The following is a 25,310-nucleotide window of genomic DNA, read 5'->3' as shown; positions in this document are numbered from 1 at the left end:
TGCCAGCCTACCCGGTTTGCCCGCCCTGTTGGCCGCCTGGGTACTACTTGTTGCCTTCCCGAAACGCTCGATCAGAAACCGACGTCGACGGTGATGTTGTCGGTGTAGGTGCCCGCTGCGGGCGCGGGCTGGTCGGTATAGATGCGGGCGGTGTAGGGCATGAGCTGGGTGTTCAGGCCGTCGGCGATGCCGATGCCGTTGGCCCGCGCCTGGCCGGTCGCGCCCCAGACGGTGGTGTCGGGCTTGAAGATGTCGTATTGCAGGCGGTTGGCGCCGGAGGACATGCGGCGCCTGCCGCCGGACGGGTCGGCACCGGTCGACAGGCCCACGGTGTAGACCAGCCCCTTGGTGCAGAGCAGGCCGATGTTCTGGCTGACGGTGGGAAAGGCGGTGAGCAGCGGCGCAGCACCGAACTGGATGTCGGGCGCGTTGATCGCGCAGTCGTTGGTGACCGTCATGCTGACGGTGAGCGTGCGCGGCACGTTGACGCCGCTGCTCGGCACGCCCACGCAGACGTTGAGCGCGTTGATCAGCCCTTCGCAGATGTTCTGCCAGTTCCACAGCACGGTCAGGGTGTCGCTGTAGACGCCGGCGGCCACGTTGGCGGAGGTGCCGGTGACGATGTTGAACGGCACCCGGGCCGAGCTGGCATTGAGCAGCGAGACCACGGCCGTGCCGTTGAGGCTGATGACGAGCTGGCCGTTGGTGTAGGGCTGGCCGTTGTTGGCGGTGATGGTGTAGGGAATGCTGTCGGTGCCGTTCTTCAGCGTCAGCCCGGTGACCGGCCCGGCGATGGCGGCGCTGAGCGTCGGCACGCCGCTGCCCAGGGCCAGGAGCACGCCGTTGCAGTTGAAGTCGACATTGGCGGTGCCGGTGCGCGGCGGACCGCTGCGTACCAGGAACGAGGACACGTTGCCCAGCGAGTTGCCGGACTCGGCGAAGGTGCAGGCGCCGGCGCTGGAACACAGGCCGGCCAGCAGCGCCGCGACGATGGCGATGCCGTGTTTCATGGTGGCGGCGCGCCGGGCACGCAGCGCAGGTTGCGTTCGCCCTGGCGGTACTGGTCGGCGCCGAAGCGCGCATGGCAGATGCCGCTCTGCGGCCGCGCGACGACGGTGTTGACCGGCATCAGCTGCGGCAGGTAGGCCACGCCGTCCCAGCCGACGACGCTGTCGAGCCCGGTCTCGACATGGTGGAAGGCGGTGCCGGCCTTCAGCGGCACGCCGGCGGCGTCGAGCAGGTAGAGCGTGGCCGACTCGACGGTGCGCACCGGCAGCTCGATCAGGGCGCCGGTGCCGCCGCGCACGGCCACCGCGCGTTGGGGCACGGCCACCTGCACGTCGGGCGGCAGGTCGAGCATCTCGATCGCATACTGGCCGAGCAGGTAGCCGGGCACCTGCGGCACGAGCAGGTCGCCGTGGCGGTCGGTGGTGCCGATGAGTTGCTGGTCGAAGCGCACCGGCACGTCGGGCCGGCCGGTGGCCACCACGGCGAAGGCGTCGGTCACGCGGTTGGTGGCGAAGACCCGGCCGTCCAGGTAGCCGAGCGAGCCGCTGGCGCCGGCCCAGCGCGCAAGGTTGCCTTCGGTGCCGTAGACGCCGCCCTGCAGCAGGATGCGCCGGTTGCGGTATTGCAGCGCGGCCTGGCTGTAGTCGCGGCTGCCTTCGCCGAGCGAGCGCGAGATGTTCCAGCCGAAGCCGCCGTCGGAGGGAATGTTCTGCTGGTACTGCGCCTGGAAACGCTGGTCGTCGCCGCTGCGCACGGCCGCGATGTTGGCGGTGGTGTTGCGGCCGAGCGTATAGGTGAGCTGCAGCCGCACCTGGGTGTCGCCGGTCTCGATGGTGCGGCCGGCGGTCACCGCGACGTAGGCGGCCTGGCCGATCGGCCGGGTGTAGGTGGCATAGACGACTCGGCTGCGGGCATCGCCCGGCACGGCCGCGTTGCCGCCGCCGCGCAGGTCGACGAAGCCGCCGGTGAGCGCGCCGCTGCCGACGGCCATGGTGGCGGTCATCTGGCGCTGCTGGCGGTAGAGGCGATAGCCGTCGTTGGCGTAGGTGGAGGCGTCGCCATAGCCCGACTGGCGGTTGATCTGCTGGAAGCTGAAGCCGCCGCGCTGGGTGTTGTACTGGTAGCCGGCGCTGGCCTGCCAGCCGCTGCCATTGATGGGCGTGCTGCCCCGGCTGAGCGATGCCGACATCGTGCCCCAGGTGCCGGGCTGGAACACCGCACCGACGCCCGCCACCTGCAGGCCACGACCGACCTGGCCCTGCGCTTCGAGCGTGAGGTGGTCGTTCCAGCCGCGCCGCAGCACGCCGGCGGCCAGCGGCTGGCCGTAGTCGAAGCTGCGCAGGCCATAGGCGCGGCGCAGCGCGCCCAGCGAAATCGAATAGTCGGTGAGCCCCGGCCGCAGCAGCGTGGTGCTGACATAGAACGGCACGCTGGTCGCCACCTGGCGGCCCAGCGCGTCGGTGGTGACGACGGTGGCCGCACCGGCACCGCTGACGAAAGGCAGCTCGTTGAAGGTGAACGGCCCGGGCTCGATGTTGCGGCTGGCGGTGCGGTAGCCGTTGACGAACAGGTCGACCGCCGAGGGTACGGCCGCCTGGCCGGCGAACTGCGGCAGCGGGTAGGTGACCAGGTCGGGCCGCAGCCCGAAGTTGCGCGACCACTGCACGCCGCCGAGCCGCACCGCGCTGGTCCAGGGCAGGGCGCCGACGACTACGTCGCCGATGTTGCGTTCGGCCGCGCCGTCGGTGTCGGGCCGGCTCCAGCGGGTGTCGTAGCGCAGGTAGGCCGATCCGCTCCAGCCGCCCTGGCGCAGGATGCCGCTGTGGCTGAGCACGCCCTCGGGGCCGAACCAGCGCAGCTCGCTCCAGGCCGAGTTGGTGGAGCGGCCCTGGGTGGTGGTGCTGTAGAGGTCGTAGTTCAGCAGCAGGCCGGTGCCGGCGATGGCTTCCACGCGCGGGCGCCGCGCCATGCCGCCCAGGCGCTGCTCCGGCAGCCATTCGGGCGGCACGGTGAGTAGCAGGCGCTGGTTGAGGCTGTCATATTCGGTTCCCACGCCGGGCAGCGAATCGACCGCCACGCGCCGGCTGGCTTCGGCCTGGCGCAGCACGTGCAGGCGGCGCAGCACCGAGGCGTCGACTTCGTAGTGCGGGCCGCGCTGGGTCACCTCCACCACCTCGCCGCTGGCACGGCCATTGACCACCAGCTCCAGGTAGAGCGGCACCGGCCCGTTGGCGTCGGCCAGTTGCAGCGGCGGCGGCGTGCCGGCCGAGAGCAGTCGGGGAAGGCAGATGCACACGGCGATGACCGGGGCGGCATGACGGCGGCGGCGTGCACGGTCAGTCCGTGGCACGGCGGATGTCGGCGGGCAGCCCGTTGAGTTGGGCGCGCAGTGTCGCGTTGCGGGGCAGCGGCCGGGCGATCGGGAAACGCATCGTTCGGCCGGCCAGCACGTAGCCGAGCAGGCCGGGGTTGATGGACTCGGTGCGGCCGTCCGGCGTGGACCAGGCCACGGCGGTCACGCGGGCATGCGCCGCGCCGCTGTTGCGCAGCACCAGCATCGGCTTGGCGCTGTCGCCGCCGACGGACCAGTCGAGCGCGGGTTCGAGCGCGCGGCGGTCGGGGCCGCCGAAGCCGTCGCGTGTGCGGCTCTGCGGCGCGACCGCGCCGGCGCCGTAGACGAACAAGGGCACCGCGTAGCGCAGCTGCAGTTTTACCGATGCGCCTTCGCGGCGCTCGGCCTCCTGCGAGGCGGGCGTGGGCAGCTCGTCGATGAAGATGCGGTAGGGCTGCTCCACGCCGGGTGTGGCGGGGCGGGTGGCGATCAGGCGCACCAGCTGCCTGGCGCCGGGCGCGATGGTGGCGATGGGCGGGCTGGGCACCACGGCCTGCTGGGGCTGGTAGTCCTCGCCGGCTTCGGATTGTTGCCAGTCGAAGATGCGCACCTGCAGCACGGCGGGTTCGGCGCCGTGGTTCTCCAGCCAGAGCGCGGCGGCCTGTTGGTCGGGGGCGATGACCGGGTCGATCGGCCAGATGAGCAGCGGCGTGCCGGCCTGCGCCGCCACCATGGTCACCGCGAGAGCCGACGATGCGAATCTGCGGGCCAGGCGTGAAAGGCCGGACAGGTTCACCACGATACGGTCACCTGCACGGTATCGGTGTAGATGCCCGCCGCCAGCCCCAGGCCCGGCAACAGCACGGTGCCCTGCAGCGGCAGCGCCTGCGGCGTGGCGCCCAGCGCGATGCCGACCGGCACGTTGGGCAGCACAGGCAGGTTGCCGATGTTGGTCAGCGTGAGCGCATAGGGCACGAAGAAGCCGTTGCCGTTGGCCAGGCGCCGCTGCAGTCCCACCGCATGCAGGCCACCGTCGATGGAGAGTTGCACCGTGGTGCCGGCAGTGCACTGCAGCAAGGCCTGGCTGCCGCCCGAGGGGCCGAGCGCGGCGGTCTGCAGGCCTGCGGACAGTGCGGAAAAAGCACCGAAGCCGATCTGGCCGAAGACCAGGCCGGTGGTCTGGCCCGGGTTGCCCACCACCAGGCAGCCGTTCTGCACCGTGGCGCCGACCGAGAAGGTGGGGCTGGTCGGGATGGTGGCCGCCGGCACGCCGTACAGCGCCGGCAGCAGCCCCAGAAGAAGGGCTGCCGTGCGGCGAAGCGTCACGGAAGGCTGGAGCATCGGTGGGTCAGAAGGTCAGGGTCACCACCAGGGTGTCGGTATAGGTGCCGGAGGGCAGCGCCGACGCGCTGGTCTTGTTGACCTGGCCGAAGATCGGCAGGTTGATCGCCGCGCCGTTGGCCGGGATGCTGAAACCGGTGGTGAGCGCCGTGCCGACGGGATAGGCCACGGTATGGCCGACGTCCTGAAAGATCTCGTAGGGAATGAAGGCCGTGCCGTTGCGCATGGCGCGGGTGCCAACGCCCACGGCGGCGCCCTGGCCGGCGTTGCTGCCGCCGTCGATGGAGATGGACAACCCGCTCACGTCGGGCGAGCAAAGCAGCTGGGTGGCGCCGCCGCCGCTCACGCCGGCGACCGGGATCGCATTGATCGTGCCGGTGAAGGTGCTGGGCTGCGAGGTGAAAGTGAGGGTGCCGAGGTTGATGCCGCCGGTGGAGCCGGGTGCGCCCACCACGATGCAGCTGGCGGTCAGGGTCAGCGAGGCGACGAGGTTGCCGCTCAGCGTGGCGGTCTGGCCGCCGGCGGCGACCAACGCCAGGGCGGTGCCGCACAGCGCGGCTCGCACTCCGCCTGTCCAGCCTGTCTTCTCCCGAATCGCATCGCTCATCGTCCGCCCTTGGTGCTGCTTGGAACCATTTCCGGCACGGCGTGTATGGGCACGTGTCCAGTCCTGGCATCTTTATCGCACCTTCGGACCGATTTCTTTAATCTTTTTGTTACTTGACGGGGGAGGCGGGGGTTATTCCCGGCCTGTCATGTGCGAAATGGCCGGCTCAGATGGCGCGATCCGGCTTCGCCGAAACGCCAGGGAACATCGACCGCGCGGCTGATGCCGATGCGCGGGCCAGACAACAGCATGACGGTCTCGCCCACGGGCCGGGGCCGCAATTCGAAGGGCGGCTCGGCGAGCGATCGGCCGTCGAGCCGGCGGTCGATGCCCAAGGCCTGGCCGACACGACCCGGGCCGGCGCAAAGAAGCCGTGCCTCCTGCAAGCCGCGCCGCTCACGCATGCGGTCCAGGCCGGCGACGGGCTCGATCGCCCGGATCAACACCGCCGCGCCGTGCCCCGCCGGACCGCAGACAAGATTGAGGCACCAGTGAATGCCGTAGGAGCGATAGACATAGGCATGTCCCGGCGGACCGAACATCGCCCGGTTGCGATCGGTGGGGCCGGCGTGGCTGTGCGAGGCCGGATCGTGCGGGTCGTAGGCCTCGGTCTCGACGATGCGGCCGCCCACGCCGTCGACCAGCAGCGTGACGCCGATCAGCTGTGCGGCGACCACCGCGGCGGATGCATCGAAGTCGACGCCGGCGAGCATGGGGCGCCCCGGTTCAATGGCCCGGCGCCGGATAGCGCCCGCCCAGCCCCTGGGTGATGGCGCGGCCGGCGGCCTGCACCGGCGGCGCGTGGTCGTGGTCGAGACGGTTGGACGGCATCGTCAGCGTGACGGCGCCGGCGAGCGCGCCGTCCGGCCCGAAGACCGGCGCGGCCAGCCCCGCGAGCTCGGGCACCCGGTCGCCGATGAGCACGACCAGCTGCTCCTTGCGGATGCGCGCGCGCAGGGCCTCGTCGAGCTGCGACGCGTCGTCGGCATAGGCCTGCAGCACCCGGCCGCCGGCGCCACGGTCCATGGGTAGCAGGTCGCCCGGCTTGAGGTTGTCGCGCACCGGCCGGGGCGACTCGATGCGGTAGAGGCACAGGCGCTGCTGGCCGTGCGGCACGTAATAGGCCGCGCTTTCGTGCGTGGCGTCGACCAGCGCCTGCAAGGCCGGCATCACCACGTCTTCGAGCGAGAAGGAGGCCGCGAACACCCGGTGCAATCGCTCGACTTCGGCGCCGACCGTCCAGCGGCCGTCGGGCAGGCGCTGCGCCAGGTGCGCATGGGCGAGCGAGGCCAGCATGCGCAGGATGGTGCTCTTGCTGATGCGGGTACGGCCGGCGAGTTCGGCCAGCGTCAGCACCGGCTGGGCGGCGCTGAAACAGGCGAGCAGCGACAGGGCGCGGTCGAGCGTGGCGATGCCACCTTCGGCGGCGTTCTGGTCGGCAAGCGCGGGGACGGCGGGGCGTTTGGGCATCGGGGCGAAGAGACGAAGGAAAGTCGGCGGAAATTGACATTCTGCAAGTCGACAAATAGCATAGATCGAATAGCGTTCTATCTTTGAAATTATTTCGAGACAACTTCCATGCCTTTGCCGACCCTTCGCTCCTCCGTCCTTTGCGCGCTGGCCGCAGCGCTTGTCACCGCCGTCGCGCCTGCCGGCGCCGAGTCCGCCTTCCCCGGCCAGCCGATCCGTCTGGTCGTGCCCTTCCCGCCCGCCGGCGGCACCGACGTGCTGACCCGGCTGGTGATGAACGACGTCACCCAGGCCACGCAGTGGAATTTCGTGATCGACAACCGCCCCGGCGCAGGCGGCAACATCGGCCTGGACATGGTCGCCAAGGCCAAGGCCGACGGCTACACCCTGGGCACCGGGCAAACGGCCAACCTGGCCATCAACCCGAGCCTGTATTCGAAGCTGCCCTTCGATCCGCTGAAGGACTTCGCTCCCGTCGCCCTGCTGGCCACGCAGCCGGTGGTGATCGTGGTGCGCGCCGATTCGCCGCTGAAGACCGTGGCCGACCTCAAAGCCCGCGCCGCCGGTCAGCCGCTCAACATGGCGTCGCCCGGTACCGGCACCGTCGGCCACATCGCCGGTGAAATGTTCGCCCGCCGCGCCGGCATCCAGATGACGCACGTGCCCTACAAGGGCGCCGGCCCCGCCATCACCGACCTGATCGGCGGCGTGACCGATCTCTACATCGCCACGCCGCCGAGCGTGATTCCCATGATCAAGGGCGGCAAGCTGCGCGCGCTGGCGGTCACCTCCGCCCAGCGCATCGCCGCCTTGCCTGACGTGCCGACCGTGGCCGAATCGGGCTACGCCGGCTTCGTCGCCGAGGACTGGAAGGCGCTGGTGGCGCCCGCCGGCACGCCCGACGTGGTGGTGCAGCAGATCAACACGGCGGTCAACACCGCGCTGAAGAAGCCGGCGCTCATCGCCCGCATGCAGGAAGAAGGCACGACGGTGCGCGGCGGCACGCCGGCCGAACTGGGCGCGCTCATCAAGAGCGAAACCCCGCGCTGGGGCGCGGCGGTGAAGGCCTCCGGCGCCAAGGCAGACTAAGGACATGACGACCAGCGCTTCCCCCGACACCGCCACCGCCGCACCCACCCGCCCGCTGCGCGGCGTGCGGGTGCTCGACCTGACCAACGTGCTCGCCGGCCCCTTCGCCTGCCACCAGCTGGCCCACATGGGCGCCGATGTCATCAAGGTCGAGGCCCGCCACGGCGGCGACCTGGCCCGCCAGCTCGGGGCCGACGCCGAGCTCAACCGCGCCCACATGGGCGCCTCCTTCCTGGCGCAGAACCCGGGCAAGCGCTCCATCACGCTCGACCTGAAGCAGCCGCGCGGCAAGGAGATCTTCCGCCGCCTGGTCGCCACGGCCGACGTGCTGGTCGAGAACTTCCGCCCCGGCGTGATGCAGCGCCTCGGCCTGGGCTACGAAAGCCTGCTGGAGTCGCAGCCCCGGCTCATCTACTGCGCCATCTCCGGCTTCGGCCAGGACGGCCCGCTGCGCGACCTGCCGGCCTACGACCAGATCATTCAGGGCATGTCCGGGATGATGAGCATCACCGGCGCGCCCGAAAACGCGCCCTACCGCGTCGGCTTTCCGGTGGCCGACACCATCGGCGGACTCACCGCGGCCATGGCGGTGGCGGGCGCGCTGGCGGACCGCCACCGCACCGGCGGCAGTTTCATCGACGTGTCCATGCTCGAAGCCGCCATGGCGACCATGGGCTGGGCGGTGTCCAATCACCTGGTCGCCGGGCGAGAACCCCGGCCGATGGGCAACGACAACGTCACCGCCAGCCCTTCGGGCAGCTTTCGCACCGGCGATGGCCTGCTCAACATCGCCGCCAACAAGCAGGAACAGTACGAAGCCGTCTGCCGCGTGGTCGGCCGGCCCGCGCTGGCGAGCGACCCGCGCTTCGCCGAACGCCAGGGGCGGCTGGCGCATCGCGCCGAACTCAAGGCCGAGCTCGAGGACGCCATGGCCGCCCGGTCGGCCGATGCGTGGTGGAAGCTCTTCAACGACGCGGGCGTGCCGGCCGGGCCGGTCTACACCGTGCCGCAGGCGCTGGCGCATCCGCAGATCGCCGGCCGTGGCCTGGTCGCGCACTTCGACGACGTACCCGGCGTCGGCCGCGACGTGCAGGTGATGCGCACCGGCTTCAAGCTCGACGGCCAGGCGCCGACGGTGGATTCGCCGCCGCCCACGCTCGGCCAGCACAACGACACCATCCTGCGCGAACTCGGCTACGCGCCCGAGGACATCGCCTCCTTCCAGAACGAGAAGATCACATGAGCCAGAACGACACCCCGACGCCGGGCAAGTCGCCCGACCTGCAGGCTGCCGAAAACTGGTGGGCCACCGACATCATCGACATGAAGCCCGGCGTGATCCGCTACCGCGGCTACGCGATCCAGGACCTCATCTCCGGCGGCGTCGGCCTGGCGCAGATGATCTGGCTCATGACCCGCGGCGAGCTGCCCACGCCCGCCCAGGCGCGGCTGCTCGACACCGTGCTGATGTCGGCCGTCGACCACGGCCCGCAGGCGCCCAGCATCGCCATCGCCCGCATGGCCGCGACCTGCGGCGTGGGCCTGAACAATGCCATGGCCAGCGCGGTCAACGTGCTCGGCGACGTGCACGGCGGCGCCGGCGAGCAGGCGGTGGGCCTGTATCGCGACATCGCCGCGCGCATCGACGCCGGCACCCCGAAGGCCGACGCGGTGGAAGCCGGCCTCGACGCCTGCATCGCCGAATACGGCAAGTTCATTCCCGGTTTCGGCCACCGCTTCCACCCGGTCGACCCGCGTACCGCGCCGCTGCTGGCCTTGGTCGACGAGGCGGCGGCGCGCGGCGAGGTGCCGGGCCGCTTCGCCCGCATCGGTCGCGCGGTGGAGGACGCCCTGGCGCGGCGCAAGGGCGGGCGGCGCATTCCGATGAACATCGATGGCGCGACGGCGGTCGTCTACGCCGAACTCGACTTTCCGGCGGAACTGGCGCGCGGACTCTTCTGCCTGTCGCGTTCGGTCGGCATCCTGGCGCACGCCTGGGAGCAGACCCAGCAGGGCGGCCGCAACAAGGGGCCGCTGCCGCGCACCGTGATCCCGGCCTACACAGGGGCCGCGCCGCGCGCCGTGCCGCCGCAGGGCTGACCATAAGCACAGAGAAGGCACAATGAAACGATGCTCATCCTTCGCTCATCGCCCTTCTCTCCTTTCGGTCGCAAGGTCCGCATCGCTGCCGAGGTCGCCGGACTGTCCGACCGCATCACCGTGCTGGCGGCCGACACCAACAGCGCGGAGGACAGCATCCGGACGCAGAACCCGCTGGGCAAGATCCCGGCGCTGATCCTGGAGGATGGCGAGGCCTTGTTCGATTCGCGGGTGATCGTCGAGTATTTCCACGACATGGCCCCGGAAGCAGGCCTGTTCCCGCCCGGCCCGCAGCGTTTCGCGGTGCTGCGCCAGCAGGCCCTGGCCGACGGCCTGATGGACGCCGCCCTGCTGCAGGTCTACGAGGCCCGCTACCGCCCTGCCGAGCACCACGTGCAGAGCTGGCTCGACTACCAGAACGGCAAGACCGACCGCGCCCTGGCTTTCGCCGCCGAGCGCTACACCCTGCCGAAAACCGGCACCCCCGACGCCGGCGAGATCGCCCTGGCCTGCGCCCTCGGCTACCTGGACCTGCGTTTTGCCGGCACCTGGCGCCAGCGGCACCCCGCCCTGGTCGACTGGCTGGCCGCCTTCGCCGATCGCACCCCGGCCTTCGCCGAAACCGCACCCCCGACCGCCTGATCAGCGGCGCTCAGGCGCGCTATGCCGCGCCTCGACGCTCACCATCTCCAGCGACGTCCGGGAAGACGCCAAAGCGCCGCGCCACCCCACCGTCCGATGAGCATCGCATCTCGTGGAACGCCGCGCCCCGGCTTTGCCGGGTCGCCAGCGTTGCCCCCGGAAGGGGGTAGGCGAAGTCACGAAGTGCATAGCCTGGGGGAGAGGCAAGCCCTCGAAGTGCGTAGCCTGGGGGAGAGTTAAACCCTCGAAGTGCGTAGCCTGAGGGAGAGCTAAATGACCAGTTTGAGGTTCTGCACGGCCGCCCCGCTCGCGCCCTTGCCCAGGTTGTCCAGCTTGGCTACCAGCACCGCGTGGTGATGGTCGGTGTTGTAGAACACCCGCAGTTCGAGGTTGTTGGTGCCGTTGAGCGCCTCGGCCTCCAGCTTGCCGTCGGTCGTCGCCGGCATCACGCGGATGAACTGTTCGTCGGTATTGCTGCGCGCGTAATGGGCGGCCAGCGCCTCGTGCAGGTCGCCGGCGCTCGGCTTGCCCGGCAGCAGGTCGAGGTGCAGCGGCAACTGCACCAGCATGCCCTGGCGGAAATTGCCTACCGACGGCACGAACACCGGCCGGCGGGTCAGTCCGGTGTTGGCCATGATTTCCGGAATGTGCTTGTGCGACAGCCCCAGCGCGTACAGCTCGTACGGTGCGGCGGTGCCGGCCTCGTAGGCTTCGATCATGGTCCGGCCGCCGCCCGAATAGCCGCTCACCGACGGCAGCGCGATCGGATGGTCGGCCGGCAGCAGACCGGCATCGACCAGCGGACGCACCAGCGCGATGGCGCCGGTGGCGTAGCAGCCCGGGTTGGCGATGCGGGTGGCCTGGCGGATCGCGTCGGCCTGGCCCTCGGCGAGCTCGGCAAAGCCGTAGACCCAGCCCGGTGCCACGCGGTGCGCGGTGGAGGCGTCGATGATCTTCGGCCCTGGCTTGCCGGTCTCGGCGATCAGCGCGTCGGCCATGGCGACCGTCTCGCGCGCGGCGTCGTCGTGTAGGCAAAGGATCACCACGTCGGCCTGGGCCAGCAGCTCGCGCTTGGCGGCGGGATCCTTGCGGCGCGCCGGGTCGATGCTGAGCATTTCGATCTGCGGCATCTGCTGCAGGCGCTCGCGAATCTGCAGGCCGGTGGTGCCTGCCTCGCCGTCAATGAAGATCTGGGGCATGTCGAAGCTCAAAAATGAAGGCAATTGCTACTGCCGGACACTAGCTTCACAGCGTGAACAGACTGTGTCGGCCAAGCGGGGCGGGGAAACCCCATGATACAGTCGGCGGCTATCCGGGCTGCCGTCGGGCCACAGGCTTCCGGGACGCTGCGCGCTACTGGTGGGCGACAGACAAGAATCGACGGCGCGATGCTCCCATCCTTCTCCCAGAGCGAGACCTCATGAAGATTCACGAGTACCAAGGCAAGGAAATCTTGCGCAAGTTCGGCGTGCCCGTTCCTAACGGCATCCCCGCCTTCAACGTGCAGGAGGCGGTGGAAGCCGCCGAGAAACTCGGAGGCCCGGTCTGGGTCGTCAAGGCGCAGATCCACGCAGGCGGGCGCGGCAAGGGCGGCGGCGTCAAGGTCGCCAAGACCATCGAGGACGTCAAGCGCATCTCCGGCGAGATCCTGGGCATGCAGCTCAAGACCCACCAGACCGGCCCCGAAGGCCAGAAGGTCCGCCGCCTCTACATCGAAGACGGCGCCGACATCCAGAACGAACTCTACGTTTCCATCGTCACCGACCGCGCCACCCAGAAGCTGGCGTTCATCGCTTCCAGCGAAGGCGGCATGGACATCGAGGAAGTGGCCCACTCCACCCCCGACAAGATCATCACCGAGTTCATCGACCCGCTGACCGGTCTGAGCGACGAACAAGCCAAGAAGATCTCGGACGCCATCGGCATCCCCGCCGGCTCCACCGCCCAGGCGGTCGACATCTTCAAGAAGCTCTACACCTGCTACATGGAGACCGATGCTTCGCTGGTGGAGATCAACCCGCTGAACGTCGACAAGAAGGGCACCATCACCGCCCTGGACGCCAAGTTCAACTTCGACTCCAACGCCCTGTTCCGCCTGCCCGAGATCGTCGCCCTGCGCGACCTCGACGAGGAAGACGCGGCCGAGATCGAAGCCAGCAAGTTCGACCTGGCCTACATCAGCCTCGACGGCAACATCGGCTGCCTGGTCAACGGTGCCGGCCTGGCCATGGCCACCATGGACACCATCAAGCTGTACGGCGCGGAGCCGGCCAACTTCCTGGACGTGGGCGGCGGTGCCACCCCCGAGAAGGTCACCGAAGCCTTCAAGATCATGCTGAAGAACCCCAAGGTCGAGGCCATCATGGTCAACATCTTCGGCGGCATCATGAAGTGCGACACCATCGCCACCGGCGTCATCACCGCCTGCAAGGCCGTGAACCTGTCGGTGCCGCTGGTCGTGCGCATGAAGGGCACGAACGAGGAACTGGGCAAGAAGATGCTGGCCGAATCCGGCCTTCCCATCATCAGTGCCGACTCCATGGCCGAAGCGGCTCAAAAAGTGGTTGCAGCCGTCCAGGCCAAGTAAGGAACAAGCGTCATGTCGATCTACATCAACAAAGACACCAAGGTCATCACCCAGGGCATCACCGGCAAGACCGGTCAATTCCACACCGAGAAGTGCCAGGAATACGCCAACGGCAAGAACTGCTTCGTGGCCGGCGTGAACCCCAAGAAGGCCGGCGAGTCGATCTTCAACATCCCGATCTACGCATCGGTGAAGGAAGCCGCCTCGCAGACCGGTGCGACCGTCTCGGTCATCTACGTGCCGCCGGCCGGTGCCGCCGCCGCCATCTGGGAAGCCGTCGAGGCCGACCTGGACCTGGCGATCTGCATCACCGAAGGCATTCCCGTGCGTGACATGCTGATGGTGCGCAACAAGATGAAGGCCAAGGAAGCCGCCGGCGGCAAGAAAACCCTGCTGCTGGGCCCCAACTGCCCCGGCCTGATCACGCCCGACGAGATCAAGATCGGCATCATGCCTGGCCATATCCACAAGAAGGGCCGCGTCGGCGTGGTGTCCCGTTCGGGCACCCTGACCTACGAAGCCGTGGCACAGCTGAGCGAACTGGGCATCGGCCAGTCGTCGGCCGTCGGCATCGGTGGCGACCCGATCAACGGTCTGAAGCACATCGACGTGATGAAGGCCTTCAACGACGATCCGGACACCGACGCGGTCATCATGATCGGCGAGATCGGCGGCCCGGACGAGGCGGAAGCCGCCCGCTGGTGCAAGGACAACATGAAGAAGCCGATCGTCGGCTTCATCGCCGGTGTCACCGCCCCTCCGGGCAAGCGCATGGGCCATGCCGGCGCGCTGATCTCCGGCGGAGCCGATACGGCCGACGCCAAGCTCGCCGTGATGGAAGAGTGCGGATTCACCATCACCCGCAACCCGTCGGAAATGGGCCGCCTGCTCAAGGGCCTGCTGTAAGTCGTTCTGCGCCGGGGTTGCAGGATGTACGCAGAATTACGCACGTCTTGATCTCCCGGCGCATTTAAACTGCGCACCGCTGAAGAAAGCGCTCCGGAAAGAAATTTCCGGAGCGCTTCTTGCATTAATTATTCATATAACAGGAGCGAAAAAACGTGGACATGCTCAGTACGCCGGATTTCTGGATCGGCCTCGTCAAGATCATCTGGATCAACATCATCCTGTCGGGTGACAACGCCGTGGTGATCGCCCTGGCCGCCCGTTCGCTGCCGCCCGAGCAGCAGCGCAAGGCCATTCTCTGGGGCTCTGGCGCCGCGGTGGTGCTGCGCATCGTGCTGACCGTGGTGGCCGCCTGGCTGCTCGAACTGCCCTACCTGCAGATCGTCGGCGGACTGTTGCTGCTGTGGATCGGCTACCAGTTGCTGGCCGAGGGCGACGACGAAGAAGGCGAATCCAAGGAGTACGGCACCCTGGGCGCCGCCGTTCGCACCATCCTGCTGGCCGACCTGGTGATGAGCCTGGACAACGTGATCGCCGTGGCCGCTTCGGCCCAGGGCAACATGGTTCTGTTGATTCTCGGCCTGGCGATCAGCATTCCGCTCGTCATCTTCGGCAGCACGCTGATGATCAAGCTCATGGAACGCTTTCCCATCATCGTGGTGCTGGGCGCTGCGCTGATCGGCTGGGTGGCCGGCGAAACCATCATGAGCGACGTCTCCCTGCGCGGCGTGCTGGCGGCCAACCCCTGGCTGCACTACGCCGCGGCCATCGCCGGCGCGGTGCTGGTGGTGGTGGTGGGCAAGGCTTCCGCGGCGCGCGCGTCCAGGGCCCACGGCCACTGATCAAGCCTCCTTCGCGACACACAGGCCCGGTGCCGGCCGCATCCTCGTCGATGCGCCGCACCGGGCCTTCGTTTTGGCGGACGGCGCTGCGGCTACCATAGCCGTCGTCCCATGCAATACCGATTCCACGCCCTCACCGACCCCGGCCGCCTGAGGCCGAACAACGAGGACGCGGTGCTTTTCGATGTGTCGGTGGGCCTGGCGGTGTTGGCCGACGGCATGGGCGGCTACAACGCCGGCGAGGTGGCCAGCGGCATCGTCTGCTCCTATCTGCAGGAGCATTTCGCGGCCTGGCTGGCGACGGCCGGCGCCAACGCGTCGACCCGGCAGGTGCGCCGTGCGATGCGGCAGAACGTGAACGCGGCCAACCAGACCATCATGGCGGTGGCCGAACAGCAGCCCGAATGCCAGGGCATGGGCACCACCCTCGTCTTGGGCGTGTTTCAGCCGGACCGGGTCATCATCGGATCGATCGGCGATTCGCGCTGCTACCGGTTTCGCGGAGGCGTATTGCAGCAGCTCAGCCACGACCATTCGGTGCTGCAGGAGCAACTCGACGCCGGCGTCGTCACCCCCGAGATGGCGCGCCACGCGCCCAACCGCAACCTAGTGACCCGGGCGCTGGGATTTCCCGTCAGCGGCGAGCTCGACACCTTCGAGCACCAGGCCGAATCGGGGGACATCTACCTCTTCTGCTCCGACGGCCTATCCGACATGCTCGACGATCATGAGATTTCGGCGTTGATTCGTGATGCTTTGTCGATCGAAACGGCAGCTTCGTCGTTGGTAGCCGCGGCGAATTCTGCCGGGGGACGCGATAATGTGTCAGTTTTGTTGGTCTCGTCGACCGGAGAGCCGGTCCGGCGGAGCCATCCGCTGTTCCGCTGGCGACGCGGTTGAGCGATGGATGCGACGCACGCGATCTCCGTGAGCGTCGCCGGTACACAGGAGCAGGAGTCGGCGATGGCGAGGATGTTGTTGTCCCTGGAAGGAGTCGCCTTGCGCGAGATCGTGCTGACGAAGGAATACACCACCTTCGGACGGCGGCCCTACAGCGACGTGGTGATCGACAACCTCGCGGTCAGCGGCGAGCACGCGGCCGTGCGCCGTGTCGGCAACGACATGGTGGTCGAGGATCTCAACAGCACCAACGGCACCTTCGTGAACGGCCGGCCGACGCGCCGCCAGGTGCTGCGCAGCGGCGACGTGGTGGAGATCGGCCGTTACCAGCTGCATTTCGAGGCGGCTGCGCCCGGCACGACGATGGAGCCGAGCGAGCCCGCGCCGGCCGAGGACTTCAGCTATTCCTCGATCCCGCCGTTCAGCCATTCGGAAATGGCGCCGACCTTCTTCCCCGAAACCGCCATGGCGGGCGACGTTCCGCCGGCCCTGTCCGGCAGCATCCGGGTGCTGTCGGGCGCTGCGGCCGGCAAGTCGGTCGATCTGGTGAAGGTGGTCACCACCATCGGTAAGGCAGGCGTGGGCGTGGCTTCCATCACCCGGCGGCAGCATGGCTTCAGCCTGGCGCATGTGGAAGGCGCGGCGGTGCCGACGGTCAACGGCACGCTCGTCGGCAACGCGCCGGTGATGCTGCGGCACGGCGACACGGTGGAGCTGGCAGGCATCCGCATGCAGTTCGTCCAGGGCACGGCTTGAAGCCCGCCCGCCGCCCACTGTCCGGGCCGGCCGGCGGCTGAGGCAGCGGCGATGGGCTGGCTGGCGGGGCGCAAGCGCCGTATCGCATGGGCGTTGGCGCCGGTGGCGTTCGCCCTTTTCTGCGAAGTCTCCGGCACCGGGCTGCGCGTATTGGAGCGCATCGATCATTTCATCTACGACCTGCGCCTGCGCTCGACCATGCCGCGCACGCTCGACGAGCGGGTGGTCATCGTCGACATCGACGAAAGAAGCCTGGGCCAGTTCGGCCACTGGCCGTGGGGCCGCGACAAGCTGGCGCGACTCACGCAGGAACTGTTCGACCGACAGCAGGCAGCGGTCGTCGGCTTCGACGTGCTTTTCGGCGAAGCCGACGACAGCTCGGGCCTGGTCAACCTGCAGCGCCTGGCCGAAGGGCCCTTGCGCGACACGCCCGGTTTCGCCGCCAGCGTGCGCCGGCTGGGCCCCTCGCTCGACTACGACCGGCTGTTCGCCGACGCGCTGCAGGGCCGTCGCGCGGTCCTCGGCTACTACTTCAGCAACGATTCCGACGACGGGCTGCGCGGCGTGCTGCCCGCTCCGGCGCTGGCGTCGAACCAGCCCGACGAGGCCGAATCGCTGCCGCGGCTCGCGACCCAGCGCTGGAACAGCGCCGGTGCGAGCATCCCGTTGCTCGCGCAAGCGGCGCCCCGCGCCGGCTTCATGAATTCGCTGCCGGATCGCGACGGCGTGATCCGCTCGGTCTCGCTCGTGGCGGAATTCGGCGGCCACTATTACGAATCGCTGGCGCTCGGCATGTACCGCGCGCTGCTGGGTGACCCGCGCCTGCTGCCAGTCATGGTGCCGGGCCAGCCGGTGTCGTCGGAACTGCACCTGCTCGAGGGCCTGCTGCTCGACCGGGGCGACAACCCGCAGCTCGTGCCGGTGGACGAACGTGCGTCGACCCTGGTGGCGTTTCGTGGCCGGGGCGGCCCGGCCGGCGGATCGTTCCGCTACATCCCGGCGGCGGACCTGCTCGACGGCAAGCTGCCGGCCGGTTCGCTGGCGGGCAAGCTGGTGCTCGTCGGCACCACTGCGCCGGGCCTGCTCGATCTGCGGACCACGCCGGTCGGCTCGGCCTACCCGGGCGTCGAGACGCACGCCAACATCCTGTCGAACCTGCTCGATGGCCAAAGCCTGGTGCGGCCCGACTACGAGCCCGGTTACACCGCACTCACCACCCTGGCCGCCGGCATGCTGCTGGCGTTCAGCCTGCCGCTGCTGAGCCTGGCCTGGGGCGTGTTGACCACGGCCATCGTCGCGGCCGCGCTCATCGGTGCGAACGTCTGGTTCTTCGCCGGCCAGGGGCTGGTGCTGCCGATCGCGCTGCCGCTGCTGACGGTGCTCGCCGTTTTTGCGGCCGACGTCGTCGCCGGTTATTTCATCGAAACACGCTCCAAGCGGCAGCTCGCGCGACTGTTCGGCACCTATGTACCGGGCGAACTCGTCACCGAAATGCTGCGCGAGCCCGGCCGCTACAGCATGCAGGCCGAAAACCGCGACCTGACGGTGATGTTCTGCGACATGCGCGGCTTCACCGCCATGTCCGAAACCATGGAGCCGCTGGCGTTGCAGGCGCTGCTCAACCGGGTCTTCAGCCGGCTCACTGAAGTCATCCGGCACCAGCGCGGCACCATCGACAAATACATGGGCGACTGCGTCATGGCGTTCTGGGGCGCGCCCGTGGCCGCGCCCGACCATGCGCGGCTCGCCGTGCGCGCCGGCATCGACATGGCCGAGGCCATCCGCACGCTCAACCAGGAACACGCCGAGCTCGGCCTGCCGGCGATCGGTGTCGGGATCGGCATCAATACCGGCGTGATGTGCGTCGGCGACATGGGCTCGGACCTGCGCCGCAGCTACACGGTCATCGGCGACGCGGTCAATCTGGGCTCGCGACTGGAAGGTTTGTCACGGCTCTACGGCGTGGATGTGGTGGTGTCCGAAAGCACGCGGGAGCAGGCCGGCGACGATTTTGGCTGGCTCGAACTCGACCTCGTCACCGTCAAGGGGCGGCAGCGCCCGGTGCGCGTATTCACGCCGGTCGACGCCGCCGGCGGTACGCCACCGCCGGACATCGCGAGCTGGAACGCCTTGCTCGCCGGCTGGCGCACGCAGGACTGGGAGAGCGTGCGCCGTGGCCTGGACAGCGCCGATTACCTATGGCCGCATTTTGCGACCCTGCATTCGCTCTATGCTGCACGGTTGGCCGATGCCATCGCCCATCCACCCGACCCGGCGTGGGATGGCTCCACCCGCCTCGACACCAAATGAACCGAGCACCCGTCCGTCCTGCCCCCTCCGCGAAGGAATCGCCATGAAAGTACGAGTGCTCGGCTGCTCGGGCTCCATCGCGCCTGGGCGCCGCACGACCTCATTCCTGGTCGACGACGACCTGCTTGTCGATGCGGGCACCGGCGTCGGTGACCTGAGCCTCGAGGAGATGGCGCGCATCGACCACGTGCTGCTCAGCCATTCGCACCTGGACCACATCGTCGCCCTGCCGCTCATGGCGGATGCCGTCGGCTCATTGCGCGACCGGCCGGTGCAGGTCCATGCACTTGGGCCGACGATCGCGGCCCTGCGCACGCATGTCTTCAACAATGTCATCTGGCCGAACTTCGAGCAGATTCCCTCTCCGGAAAAACCGTTCGTAAAGCTGATTCCTTTCCACGAGACGGAAAGCATGGGGCTGGCCGGCAAGCGGATTCGGGTCTTGCCGGCCGTCCACACCGTGCCGGCCGTCGGTTTCGCCATCGATGACGGGGGGGCCGCGTGGGTCTACAGCGGAGATACTGGGCCGAATCCGGCGTTTTGGGATCTGGTGAACGCGATGGATGTAGGCGCACTCGTCATCGAAACCGCTTTCAGTGAATCGGAGCGGCCCTTGGCCGAGATCAGCAAACACCTCTCGCCCGGCATGTTGGGCGATGCACTTCTGCATCTCAGCCAGCCGGGACGATTTCCCATTTGGATCACCCACGCCAAGCCGGCTGAACGGGCGTTGATCGCCAGCGAAATCGCTGCTTTGCAGCTGAATCCGAACTTGTCGATCGGCTGGCTCACTGAAGGGCAGGTGATCGGGACTGGAAACTCTGACAAAAAGTGACGAAATTGACAGGGTCGGCGTGGTGGTTTGGCCGAACGCAGCCGCCGGGTGACAAAGATGTCATTTGAGTGGATGTAGGCATCGGAAAGTCTCCACTTTTCGACTGGCACGGATGCTGCAACCTCCGCTGCGACAGAACCCATCCACCAGGAGTTAATTTCAATGACCCGCTCTATCCGGCGTAACGTGCAGCAAGGCTTTACCTTGATCGAACTGATGATTGTCGTGGCCATCATCGGCATTCTTGCGGCCGTCGCGCTGCCGGCTTATCAGGACTACACAGTTCGCGCCAAGGTGTCGGAGCTGATGCTCTCCGCCAGCTCGGCTCGTACCTGTGTCACCGAGGGTTTTCAGGCTGCCGGTGGCTCTGCGGTGCCGACCAATGTCCAAGACACCTGCTCCATTGCTCCGGTCGGCAAGGTAACTGCCGCAAGCGTCTCGACCGGCGGCGTTGTGACCGTGAACGGCTCCACTGCCACCACCTCGGTTGGGCAAGCCGTCACCATCACTTTGACGCCCCAACCCACCGCTGGAACGCTGACCTGGACCTGCACCGGCTCGCCTGTTAAATATGTTCCAGGCTCTTGCCGCGGCTGACCAGCAGGATGAAATGCCGGGCTGAGTTTCGAAAGAATCGGCCCGGTCAGTTTCGGGCGTCGGACAGATAGATATGAAACGACTGCAGCGAGGCTTTACGCTTATCGAATTAATGATCGTAGTTGCGATCATCGGGTTGCTCGCTGCGGTCGCCCTTCCGGCATACCAGGACTACACGGTCAGGGCGCGGGTAACGGAGCTTCTTGGCGTGGCAGGTGCGGCGCGCACCTGCATCGCCGAGGCCTACCACGCTGCCGGAGGCGGGGCGACCGTTCCCACCTCTATCACCACAGGCTGCGCAATCGTCCCAGTGGGGGGCGTCAGTGCTGCATCCGTCGGCACAGGTGGACTTGTCACCGTAGTCGGTTCAACCGCTACCAGCTCTGTCGGACAAGCGGTCACGGTGACTTTGACTCCAGCCGTTCAGTCAAGCGTTGGGATGATCACTTGGAGCTGTTCGGGGTCTCCTGCGAAATACGTTCCAGGTTCCTGTCGAAACTGACTTTATTCGAAACCCCTTTTTGAGGGGTTTATTTATTTGTAGAACACTGATGGCCAGATTTTTTGATTATTCAACGGAAAAAGACTTGGCATCCCGGTTGAGTAATGATCTTGCCAGAGATCTTCCGCCAGCCATGATGGGCGACCGCAGGAAGGTGATTTCCGTGAATAAAGTAACTCGCCTCCTGGAGAAGACATACGAAGCCGCAGCGGCTTATCAGCGCGAAAACATTCCCGGTTTCATTCGACGTGCCGTGCTCGCAAATAATTTTAAGTGGAATTTAAAAAACAAAAATTATCCGGATGATTTTGTTGAAATGGCGACGGAGGGATTGGTAGTAAGCATGGCAGGCGCACGAAAAAATAAATAAGACGGTAGGTTCGACTCCATGCTATCCAAATTTTTCCGGGAATTTGTCAAGGCCAAGAAAAAGTCGAATACGAGTGATGTTCTGCCGGAGCTTATTGAGCAAGCTTACGTGGCGATGTCGGCTGGCGAATTACGCAAGGCCGCCGATTTTTTTAAAAAGATCCTCGAAATCGATCCATACCATGTTCGTTCACTGAACGACTTGGGGGTTTGTCACGCCGATATGGGCGATTTGCCCGAAGCCGCTCGCCTTTTCGAGTTTGCATATTCACTCGATGACACGTATATCGCTGCCGTGGTCAATCACGCAAAAATGCTCAATGACCAGCGCAGAAGCGATGAGGCGCTTGAACACTTGAAACTCGCAAGGCTGAACGATCCCGATTTCATTGCGGTTGACGCCATTTATTCTGCGATTTGCCTCCATCGTGGTGATGTTGTAAAGGCCAGGTTTTTTCAGTTGAAATCGTGGTTGGCAAACTTTGACAATTTGCGATTGGCGAATGGGTTCTTGTTCGATACGGCTTATGCCGATGTTCCTGAAAAAACGCTCTCGGCCGAACATTATTTTTGGGCGCAAACAGTCAAGCCACTGCCTGAATTGCACCATGAGCCATTGGCGAAAAAGGCGCCGGTTGACCGGCGAATTCGCATTGGATATTGGTCTCCGGATTTTAGAAATCATTCGGTTCGATATTTTTTTCGACCCCTCATTGAAAACCACGATACAGAAAGGTTTGAAATTTTTCTGTATCACGATTTTCACGATAAAGATGGGCAGACATCGCTCATCGAAGATGCTGCAGAGCATTTCCATAGCGTTTTTGATTTGGCTGATGAGGATTTCTGTCAATTGATTCGGGCGCACGACCTCGACGTGCTCGTGGAATTGAGCGGCCACTCATCCCACAATCGCGTCAATTTGCTACAACATAAACTCGCTCCCGTGCAATTGACCGGCTTTGGATATCCGCCGACCACGGGCTTGAGAACAATTGATGCAAAAGTGCTCGATCCTTTTGTATGCCCCCCCGGTGCCGAGCAGTTTTATAGCGAAAGTCCGCTGATTCTTCCGCAATCATTCTGGTGCTTTGATCCGCTTGAAGCTGTGCCCGATTGCGGTGCGCCGCCCGTCTTATCAAACGGCTATGTGACGTTTGGGTGTATTGGTAATACGGCGAAAATAACTGGCAAGACCTTGGATAGCTGGGCGAAAATATTAAAGAGAGTCCCCCGTAGTCGTTTGTTGATACGCTCCATCTCATTTCAGGACCCAGCCGCGCTCAGGGTTTTTTCTGACCAATTGAGTGAGGCTGAAATACCGCTTAATCGCGTTGATCTGCACCCTCCCGCAGCAGGGGAGGATTATTATCGGTCATATAATGAGGTCGACATTATTCTGGATACGTTCCCGTTTAATGGCGGTACGACGAGTTGTTTTGCTGTCTACATGGGAGTGCCTATCATCACCATGTTTGGAGAATCTCTTATAAGTCGAATGGGGTTTTCAATATTATCAAATGTCGGCGCGTCAGAATTGGCCGTCAATAATGCCGAAGATTACGTGAAGAAGGCGGTAAAAATTTCCCAGGACGTCGAGTTTTTAAAAAGTTTTCGGAAACATGCTCGGCAACGCATGAAGGAATCAAGTCTTGGAAACGGAAAAAAATTTACCAAGGAATTTGAGGATGCGTGCGAACAAATGGTGTTGCAGCGGAATGTGCTTCGCAGGCCCGTCTCGATGGATCTACTAAGCGCTGACGAACTCGTGCGCCGTGCCTACGCCACGTTAAAGCGAAACCAAATTGGCGCAACTGCCCGAATAGTGAAACATTGTCTGGAGTATTATCCGCACTCGGCGGTGGCCCACATTTTATATACGCATGAAATGACTGAGGCCGGAAAATATGACGATGCTGCACGATACCTAACCCATCAGATGCGGAATTTTTCCGATGTCGAAAAGGTTTTTGCGTATTTAAATATTGTGCGCTGCCACATCCTTGCCGGGGACGTTACTGCCGCACGAGAGTCAGTCCGGTTGCTTTCGTTATTGACAGTCGAAGATGCATTTGACAGCCAACAACTCGCCCTTTACCAAGCAGCATTGCTCGGGCATGAGAATGGGCAAGCGACGGAAGACGTTCTGCATGAGCCGCTCAATTCGCTCGTCGAGATAGCCATACTCGTGCCTTGTGATGACGTCGAAGAATTTTCAAAACTTCAGGCTCGATGGAGCGCGGCCGTGGGTGGCTTGGACGTTGGTATCCGCGTGGTGCGATGCATGGAGAGTCAAAAAGTCGCAGCGTATGAGGCAGCATTGCAAGATAATTCATGCGATATTTTAATTATCGCTCAGAAAAATATTGATATCTGTCGGGATAATTTCGCATTCGAGGTGATTCGATCCCTCGATAATTTCGATGTTGTGGGGTTTGCAGGCGCGGTCCATTGGAAACGGTTGCATTGGATCACGGACAGTTTTACACGCAAATGTGGAGCTTTTGTTAAAGCGGGGCACTTGGAGGGAGGCGTCGCCGCTCCGGAACTTATGATTCTTGGCGAGGGTCGCAACATGCTGGTCGGGGATATGAGAGTTCTGGATGGCGGCTTGATTGCCATTCGCTGTAGTGCTGCAATCCGTGCAGTGAAGTTTGATGAACTCCTTGCAGATGCAGGGACGTTAATGGAGCAGGACTGGACGCACCGAGTTGCACAAGCGGGACTGAAAATTGGCGTTCATCGAAATCTCGGCATTGTCGTCGACGAAGCAATTCCTCTTAATTTTGAAAATCGCATCGAGGCAAGATCACTCTTATCAGAGCGGATGGGATTCGACATTTTTTCGATGGAGGCCGAAGATCGTAGTTTTGTTTCGCTGCCTCTGCACTCCAATGCTGATTCGGTTAACATTTTGAACCGGATGTTTGCTTGATTATGAAGACCATACTACACATTGGCTGTGGCTACTCGTCCCTTAAAAATCTGCCCCAGTATTTCCAAAGCGGAGAATGGGATGAGATTCGAGTGGACATCGACGAGGCTGTAAAGCCCGATATAGTGGCGAGTCTTCAGGATTTATCGGTATTTGAAGATGGGTCTATCGATGTCATATATTCATCGCACAATATAGAACACATCTGGGCCTATGAGGTTCCCGGCGTTTTGGCGGAATTTGAGCGTGTGCTTAGTGCGAAGGGTGTAGCGGTTGTATTATGTCCCGATCTTGCCTCGGTAGCACAGGGAATACTCAACGGAAGGCCCGATGACGTGTTATACGAGTCCCCCGCAGGACCCATCTCGGCAATCGACGTTTTGTACGGATTTGGTGCCGATCTCGCGCGTGGGAGACATTACATGGCGCACAAAACCGGGTTCACCGCGCCCATGTTGGCTGAGGCGCTTCTCAATGCTGGATTTTCCAGTGCTCTGGTTGCGCGCGACAGGTTCTACGGCCTGCATTCAGCGGCGTTCAAAGGATCGTGGACGATCGACGAGGCTCAGCAATGGGGTGGCAATATTTTCCCGTCAGCGGAAAATGTGTTGGAGGCACAGATATTTCAGGCGGGTTAAAGGATGAACCTTCACTGGACACGGTTTTTAGCTAGTCGATTAGCTACCGTGTGCGGAGGGCGACGCCACGTAGCTACCCGATGCCCCGCCATGCTTTTCCAGCACCCGCACGTCGCTGATCACCATTCCCCGATCTACCGCCTTGCACATGTCATAGATCGTCAGCAGACCCACCTGCGCCGCGGTCAGCGCCTCCATCTCTACCCCTGTCGGGCCGAAGGTCTCCACCGTCACCCGACAAACCACGCGCGCTCTCCCGCCTTCCGGCACCGGTGTTTCAAACTCGACCGCCACCCGGGTCAGCGCCAAGGGGTGGCATAGCGGAATCAGGTCGGCGGTTTTTTTGGCACCCTGAATTGCAGCAATTCGAGCCACGCCCAACACGTCGCCTTTCTTGGCTGTCCCACTCTCGATCAAGGCCAGCGTTTCCGGCCGCATGGCGATGGTGCCGCTGGCGATGGCGACGCGGTGGGTGGGCTCCTTGCCCCCGACGTCGACCATGTGCGCCTGTCCCTGGGCGTCGAAATGTGTGAGTGTGGTCATG

At 65.0% G+C, this 25,310-nt stretch carries 25 protein-coding genes; 16 read left to right on the top strand and 9 right to left on the bottom strand.

Going from position 1 to position 25,310, the window contains the following annotated elements; genetic code table 11:
• Positions 1–71: 71 nt before the first annotated feature.
• The 7 genes from R9X41_RS22595 to R9X41_RS22565 form a co-directional block, all read right to left on the bottom strand.
• Complete coding sequence (locus R9X41_RS22595) at positions 72–1,010, bottom strand: Csu type fimbrial protein (RefSeq protein ID WP_318632671.1); 939 nt, start codon at positions 1,008–1,010, stop codon at positions 72–74.
• A complete protein-coding gene (locus R9X41_RS22590; protein WP_318632670.1) occupies positions 1,007–3,358 on the bottom strand; it encodes a fimbria/pilus outer membrane usher protein in 2,352 nt (783 codons plus the stop codon). Before R9X41_RS22590 ends, R9X41_RS22595 begins: the two co-directional genes overlap by 4 nt.
• Positions 3,345–4,139 carry a fimbrial biogenesis chaperone gene (locus tag R9X41_RS22585; protein ID WP_318632669.1) on the bottom strand — a complete coding sequence of 265 codons (795 nt, stop codon included), beginning with the start codon at positions 4,137–4,139 and terminating at the stop codon, positions 3,345–3,347. Before R9X41_RS22585 ends, R9X41_RS22590 begins: the two co-directional genes overlap by 14 nt.
• Positions 4,133–4,681 carry a spore coat protein U domain-containing protein gene (locus R9X41_RS22580; protein WP_318632668.1) on the bottom strand — a complete coding sequence of 183 codons (549 nt, stop codon included), beginning with the start codon at positions 4,679–4,681 and terminating at the stop codon, positions 4,133–4,135. The genes R9X41_RS22585 and R9X41_RS22580 overlap by 7 nt, the downstream gene beginning before the upstream one ends.
• A gap of 7 nt (positions 4,682–4,688) precedes the next feature.
• Positions 4,689–5,288, bottom strand: a complete 600-nt coding sequence (locus tag R9X41_RS22575) for a Csu type fimbrial protein (RefSeq protein WP_318632667.1) — start codon at positions 5,286–5,288, stop codon at positions 4,689–4,691.
• A 146-nt stretch (positions 5,289–5,434) separates the two neighbouring features.
• A complete protein-coding gene (locus tag R9X41_RS22570) occupies positions 5,435–6,001 on the bottom strand; it encodes a DNA-3-methyladenine glycosylase (protein WP_318632666.1) in 567 nt (188 codons plus the stop codon).
• Positions 6,002–6,014: 13 nt separating this feature from the next.
• Positions 6,015–6,758, bottom strand: coding sequence for an IclR family transcriptional regulator (locus R9X41_RS22565; protein WP_318632665.1), 744 nt, complete (start codon positions 6,756–6,758; stop codon positions 6,015–6,017).
• A 108-nt stretch (positions 6,759–6,866) separates the two neighbouring features.
• Here R9X41_RS22565 and R9X41_RS22560 point away from each other — a divergent pair, with 108 nt between their 5' ends.
• From R9X41_RS22560 to R9X41_RS22545, 4 genes are read left to right on the top strand one after another with little or no spacing between them, the layout of a single operon-like run.
• Positions 6,867–7,847 carry a Bug family tripartite tricarboxylate transporter substrate binding protein gene (locus R9X41_RS22560; RefSeq protein ID WP_318632664.1) on the top strand — a complete coding sequence of 327 codons (981 nt, stop codon included), beginning with the start codon at positions 6,867–6,869 and terminating at the stop codon, positions 7,845–7,847.
• A gap of 4 nt (positions 7,848–7,851) precedes the next feature.
• The gene (locus R9X41_RS22555) at positions 7,852–9,090 is read left to right on the top strand and encodes a CaiB/BaiF CoA transferase family protein (RefSeq protein ID WP_318632663.1); all 1,239 of its coding nucleotides are present in this window, start codon (positions 7,852–7,854) and stop codon (positions 9,088–9,090) included.
• On the top strand, positions 9,087–9,947 hold the full coding sequence (locus R9X41_RS22550) for a citryl-CoA lyase (protein ID WP_318632662.1): 861 nt from the start codon (positions 9,087–9,089) through the stop codon (positions 9,945–9,947). The genes R9X41_RS22555 and R9X41_RS22550 overlap by 4 nt, the downstream gene beginning before the upstream one ends.
• 30 nt (positions 9,948–9,977) lie before the next feature.
• Positions 9,978–10,589, top strand: coding sequence for a glutathione S-transferase family protein (locus tag R9X41_RS22545; RefSeq protein WP_318632661.1), 612 nt, complete (start codon positions 9,978–9,980; stop codon positions 10,587–10,589).
• A 269-nt stretch (positions 10,590–10,858) separates the two neighbouring features.
• Here the strand turns inward: R9X41_RS22545 and argC are convergent, their stop codons facing one another.
• The gene (gene argC / locus R9X41_RS22540; RefSeq protein WP_318632660.1) at positions 10,859–11,788 is read right to left on the bottom strand and encodes an N-acetyl-gamma-glutamyl-phosphate reductase; all 930 of its coding nucleotides are present in this window, start codon (positions 11,786–11,788) and stop codon (positions 10,859–10,861) included.
• A 221-nt stretch (positions 11,789–12,009) separates the two neighbouring features.
• Between argC and sucC the strand changes: the two genes are divergently transcribed.
• The 12 genes from sucC (at position 12,010) to R9X41_RS22480 (ending at position 24,766) form a co-directional block, all read left to right on the top strand.
• A complete protein-coding gene (gene sucC / locus R9X41_RS22535; protein WP_318632659.1) occupies positions 12,010–13,176 on the top strand; it encodes an ADP-forming succinate--CoA ligase subunit beta in 1,167 nt (388 codons plus the stop codon).
• Between the two features lie 12 nt (positions 13,177–13,188).
• Positions 13,189–14,082 (top strand): succinate--CoA ligase subunit alpha, encoded by an 894-nt coding sequence (gene sucD / locus R9X41_RS22530; RefSeq protein WP_318632658.1) that lies wholly within the window; start codon positions 13,189–13,191, stop codon positions 14,080–14,082.
• Positions 14,083–14,243: 161 nt separating this feature from the next.
• Positions 14,244–14,924: a TerC family protein gene (locus R9X41_RS22525; protein WP_412556722.1), complete on the top strand. Its 681-nt coding sequence runs from the start codon at positions 14,244–14,246 to the stop codon at positions 14,922–14,924.
• Positions 14,925–15,035: 111 nt separating this feature from the next.
• Entirely contained in the window at positions 15,036–15,824 is a 789-nt protein-coding gene (locus tag R9X41_RS22520; RefSeq protein WP_318632656.1) for a Stp1/IreP family PP2C-type Ser/Thr phosphatase, read from the top strand.
• Between the two features lie 72 nt (positions 15,825–15,896).
• Positions 15,897–16,580 (top strand): FHA domain-containing protein, encoded by a 684-nt coding sequence (locus R9X41_RS22515; RefSeq protein ID WP_318632655.1) that lies wholly within the window; start codon positions 15,897–15,899, stop codon positions 16,578–16,580.
• 51 nt (positions 16,581–16,631) lie between these two features.
• Positions 16,632–18,890 carry a CHASE2 domain-containing protein gene (locus R9X41_RS22510; protein WP_318632654.1) on the top strand — a complete coding sequence of 753 codons (2,259 nt, stop codon included), beginning with the start codon at positions 16,632–16,634 and terminating at the stop codon, positions 18,888–18,890.
• Positions 18,891–18,933: 43 nt separating this feature from the next.
• Positions 18,934–19,725 carry an MBL fold metallo-hydrolase gene (locus R9X41_RS22505; protein WP_318632653.1) on the top strand — a complete coding sequence of 264 codons (792 nt, stop codon included), beginning with the start codon at positions 18,934–18,936 and terminating at the stop codon, positions 19,723–19,725.
• 162 nt (positions 19,726–19,887) lie between these two features.
• The gene (locus R9X41_RS22500) at positions 19,888–20,322 is read left to right on the top strand and encodes a pilin (RefSeq protein ID WP_412556639.1); all 435 of its coding nucleotides are present in this window, start codon (positions 19,888–19,890) and stop codon (positions 20,320–20,322) included.
• A gap of 73 nt (positions 20,323–20,395) precedes the next feature.
• Positions 20,396–20,824, top strand: coding sequence for a pilin (locus tag R9X41_RS22495; RefSeq protein ID WP_318632652.1), 429 nt, complete (start codon positions 20,396–20,398; stop codon positions 20,822–20,824).
• A 49-nt stretch (positions 20,825–20,873) separates the two neighbouring features.
• On the top strand, positions 20,874–21,194 hold the full coding sequence (locus R9X41_RS22490; RefSeq protein WP_318632651.1) for a hypothetical protein: 321 nt from the start codon (positions 20,874–20,876) through the stop codon (positions 21,192–21,194).
• A gap of 18 nt (positions 21,195–21,212) precedes the next feature.
• Positions 21,213–24,128 (top strand): O-linked N-acetylglucosamine transferase family protein, encoded by a 2,916-nt coding sequence (locus R9X41_RS22485; protein WP_318632650.1) that lies wholly within the window; start codon positions 21,213–21,215, stop codon positions 24,126–24,128.
• Between the two features lie 2 nt (positions 24,129–24,130).
• Positions 24,131–24,766 (top strand): class I SAM-dependent methyltransferase, encoded by a 636-nt coding sequence (locus R9X41_RS22480; protein ID WP_318635309.1) that lies wholly within the window; start codon positions 24,131–24,133, stop codon positions 24,764–24,766.
• Between the two features lie 39 nt (positions 24,767–24,805).
• On the opposite strand, the gene moaC is transcribed toward R9X41_RS22480, so the two are convergent.
• Positions 24,806–25,309 carry a cyclic pyranopterin monophosphate synthase MoaC gene (moaC, locus tag R9X41_RS22475; RefSeq protein WP_318632649.1) on the bottom strand — a complete coding sequence of 168 codons (504 nt, stop codon included), beginning with the start codon at positions 25,307–25,309 and terminating at the stop codon, positions 24,806–24,808.
• Position 25,310: the final 1 nt, after the last annotated feature.

Origin of the sequence: Xylophilus sp. GOD-11R, from assembly GCF_033546935.1 — a bacterium.
Classification (GTDB): domain Bacteria; phylum Pseudomonadota; class Gammaproteobacteria; order Burkholderiales; family Burkholderiaceae_C; genus Xylophilus.
This window is presented reverse-complemented; position numbering and strand designations above follow the sequence as displayed.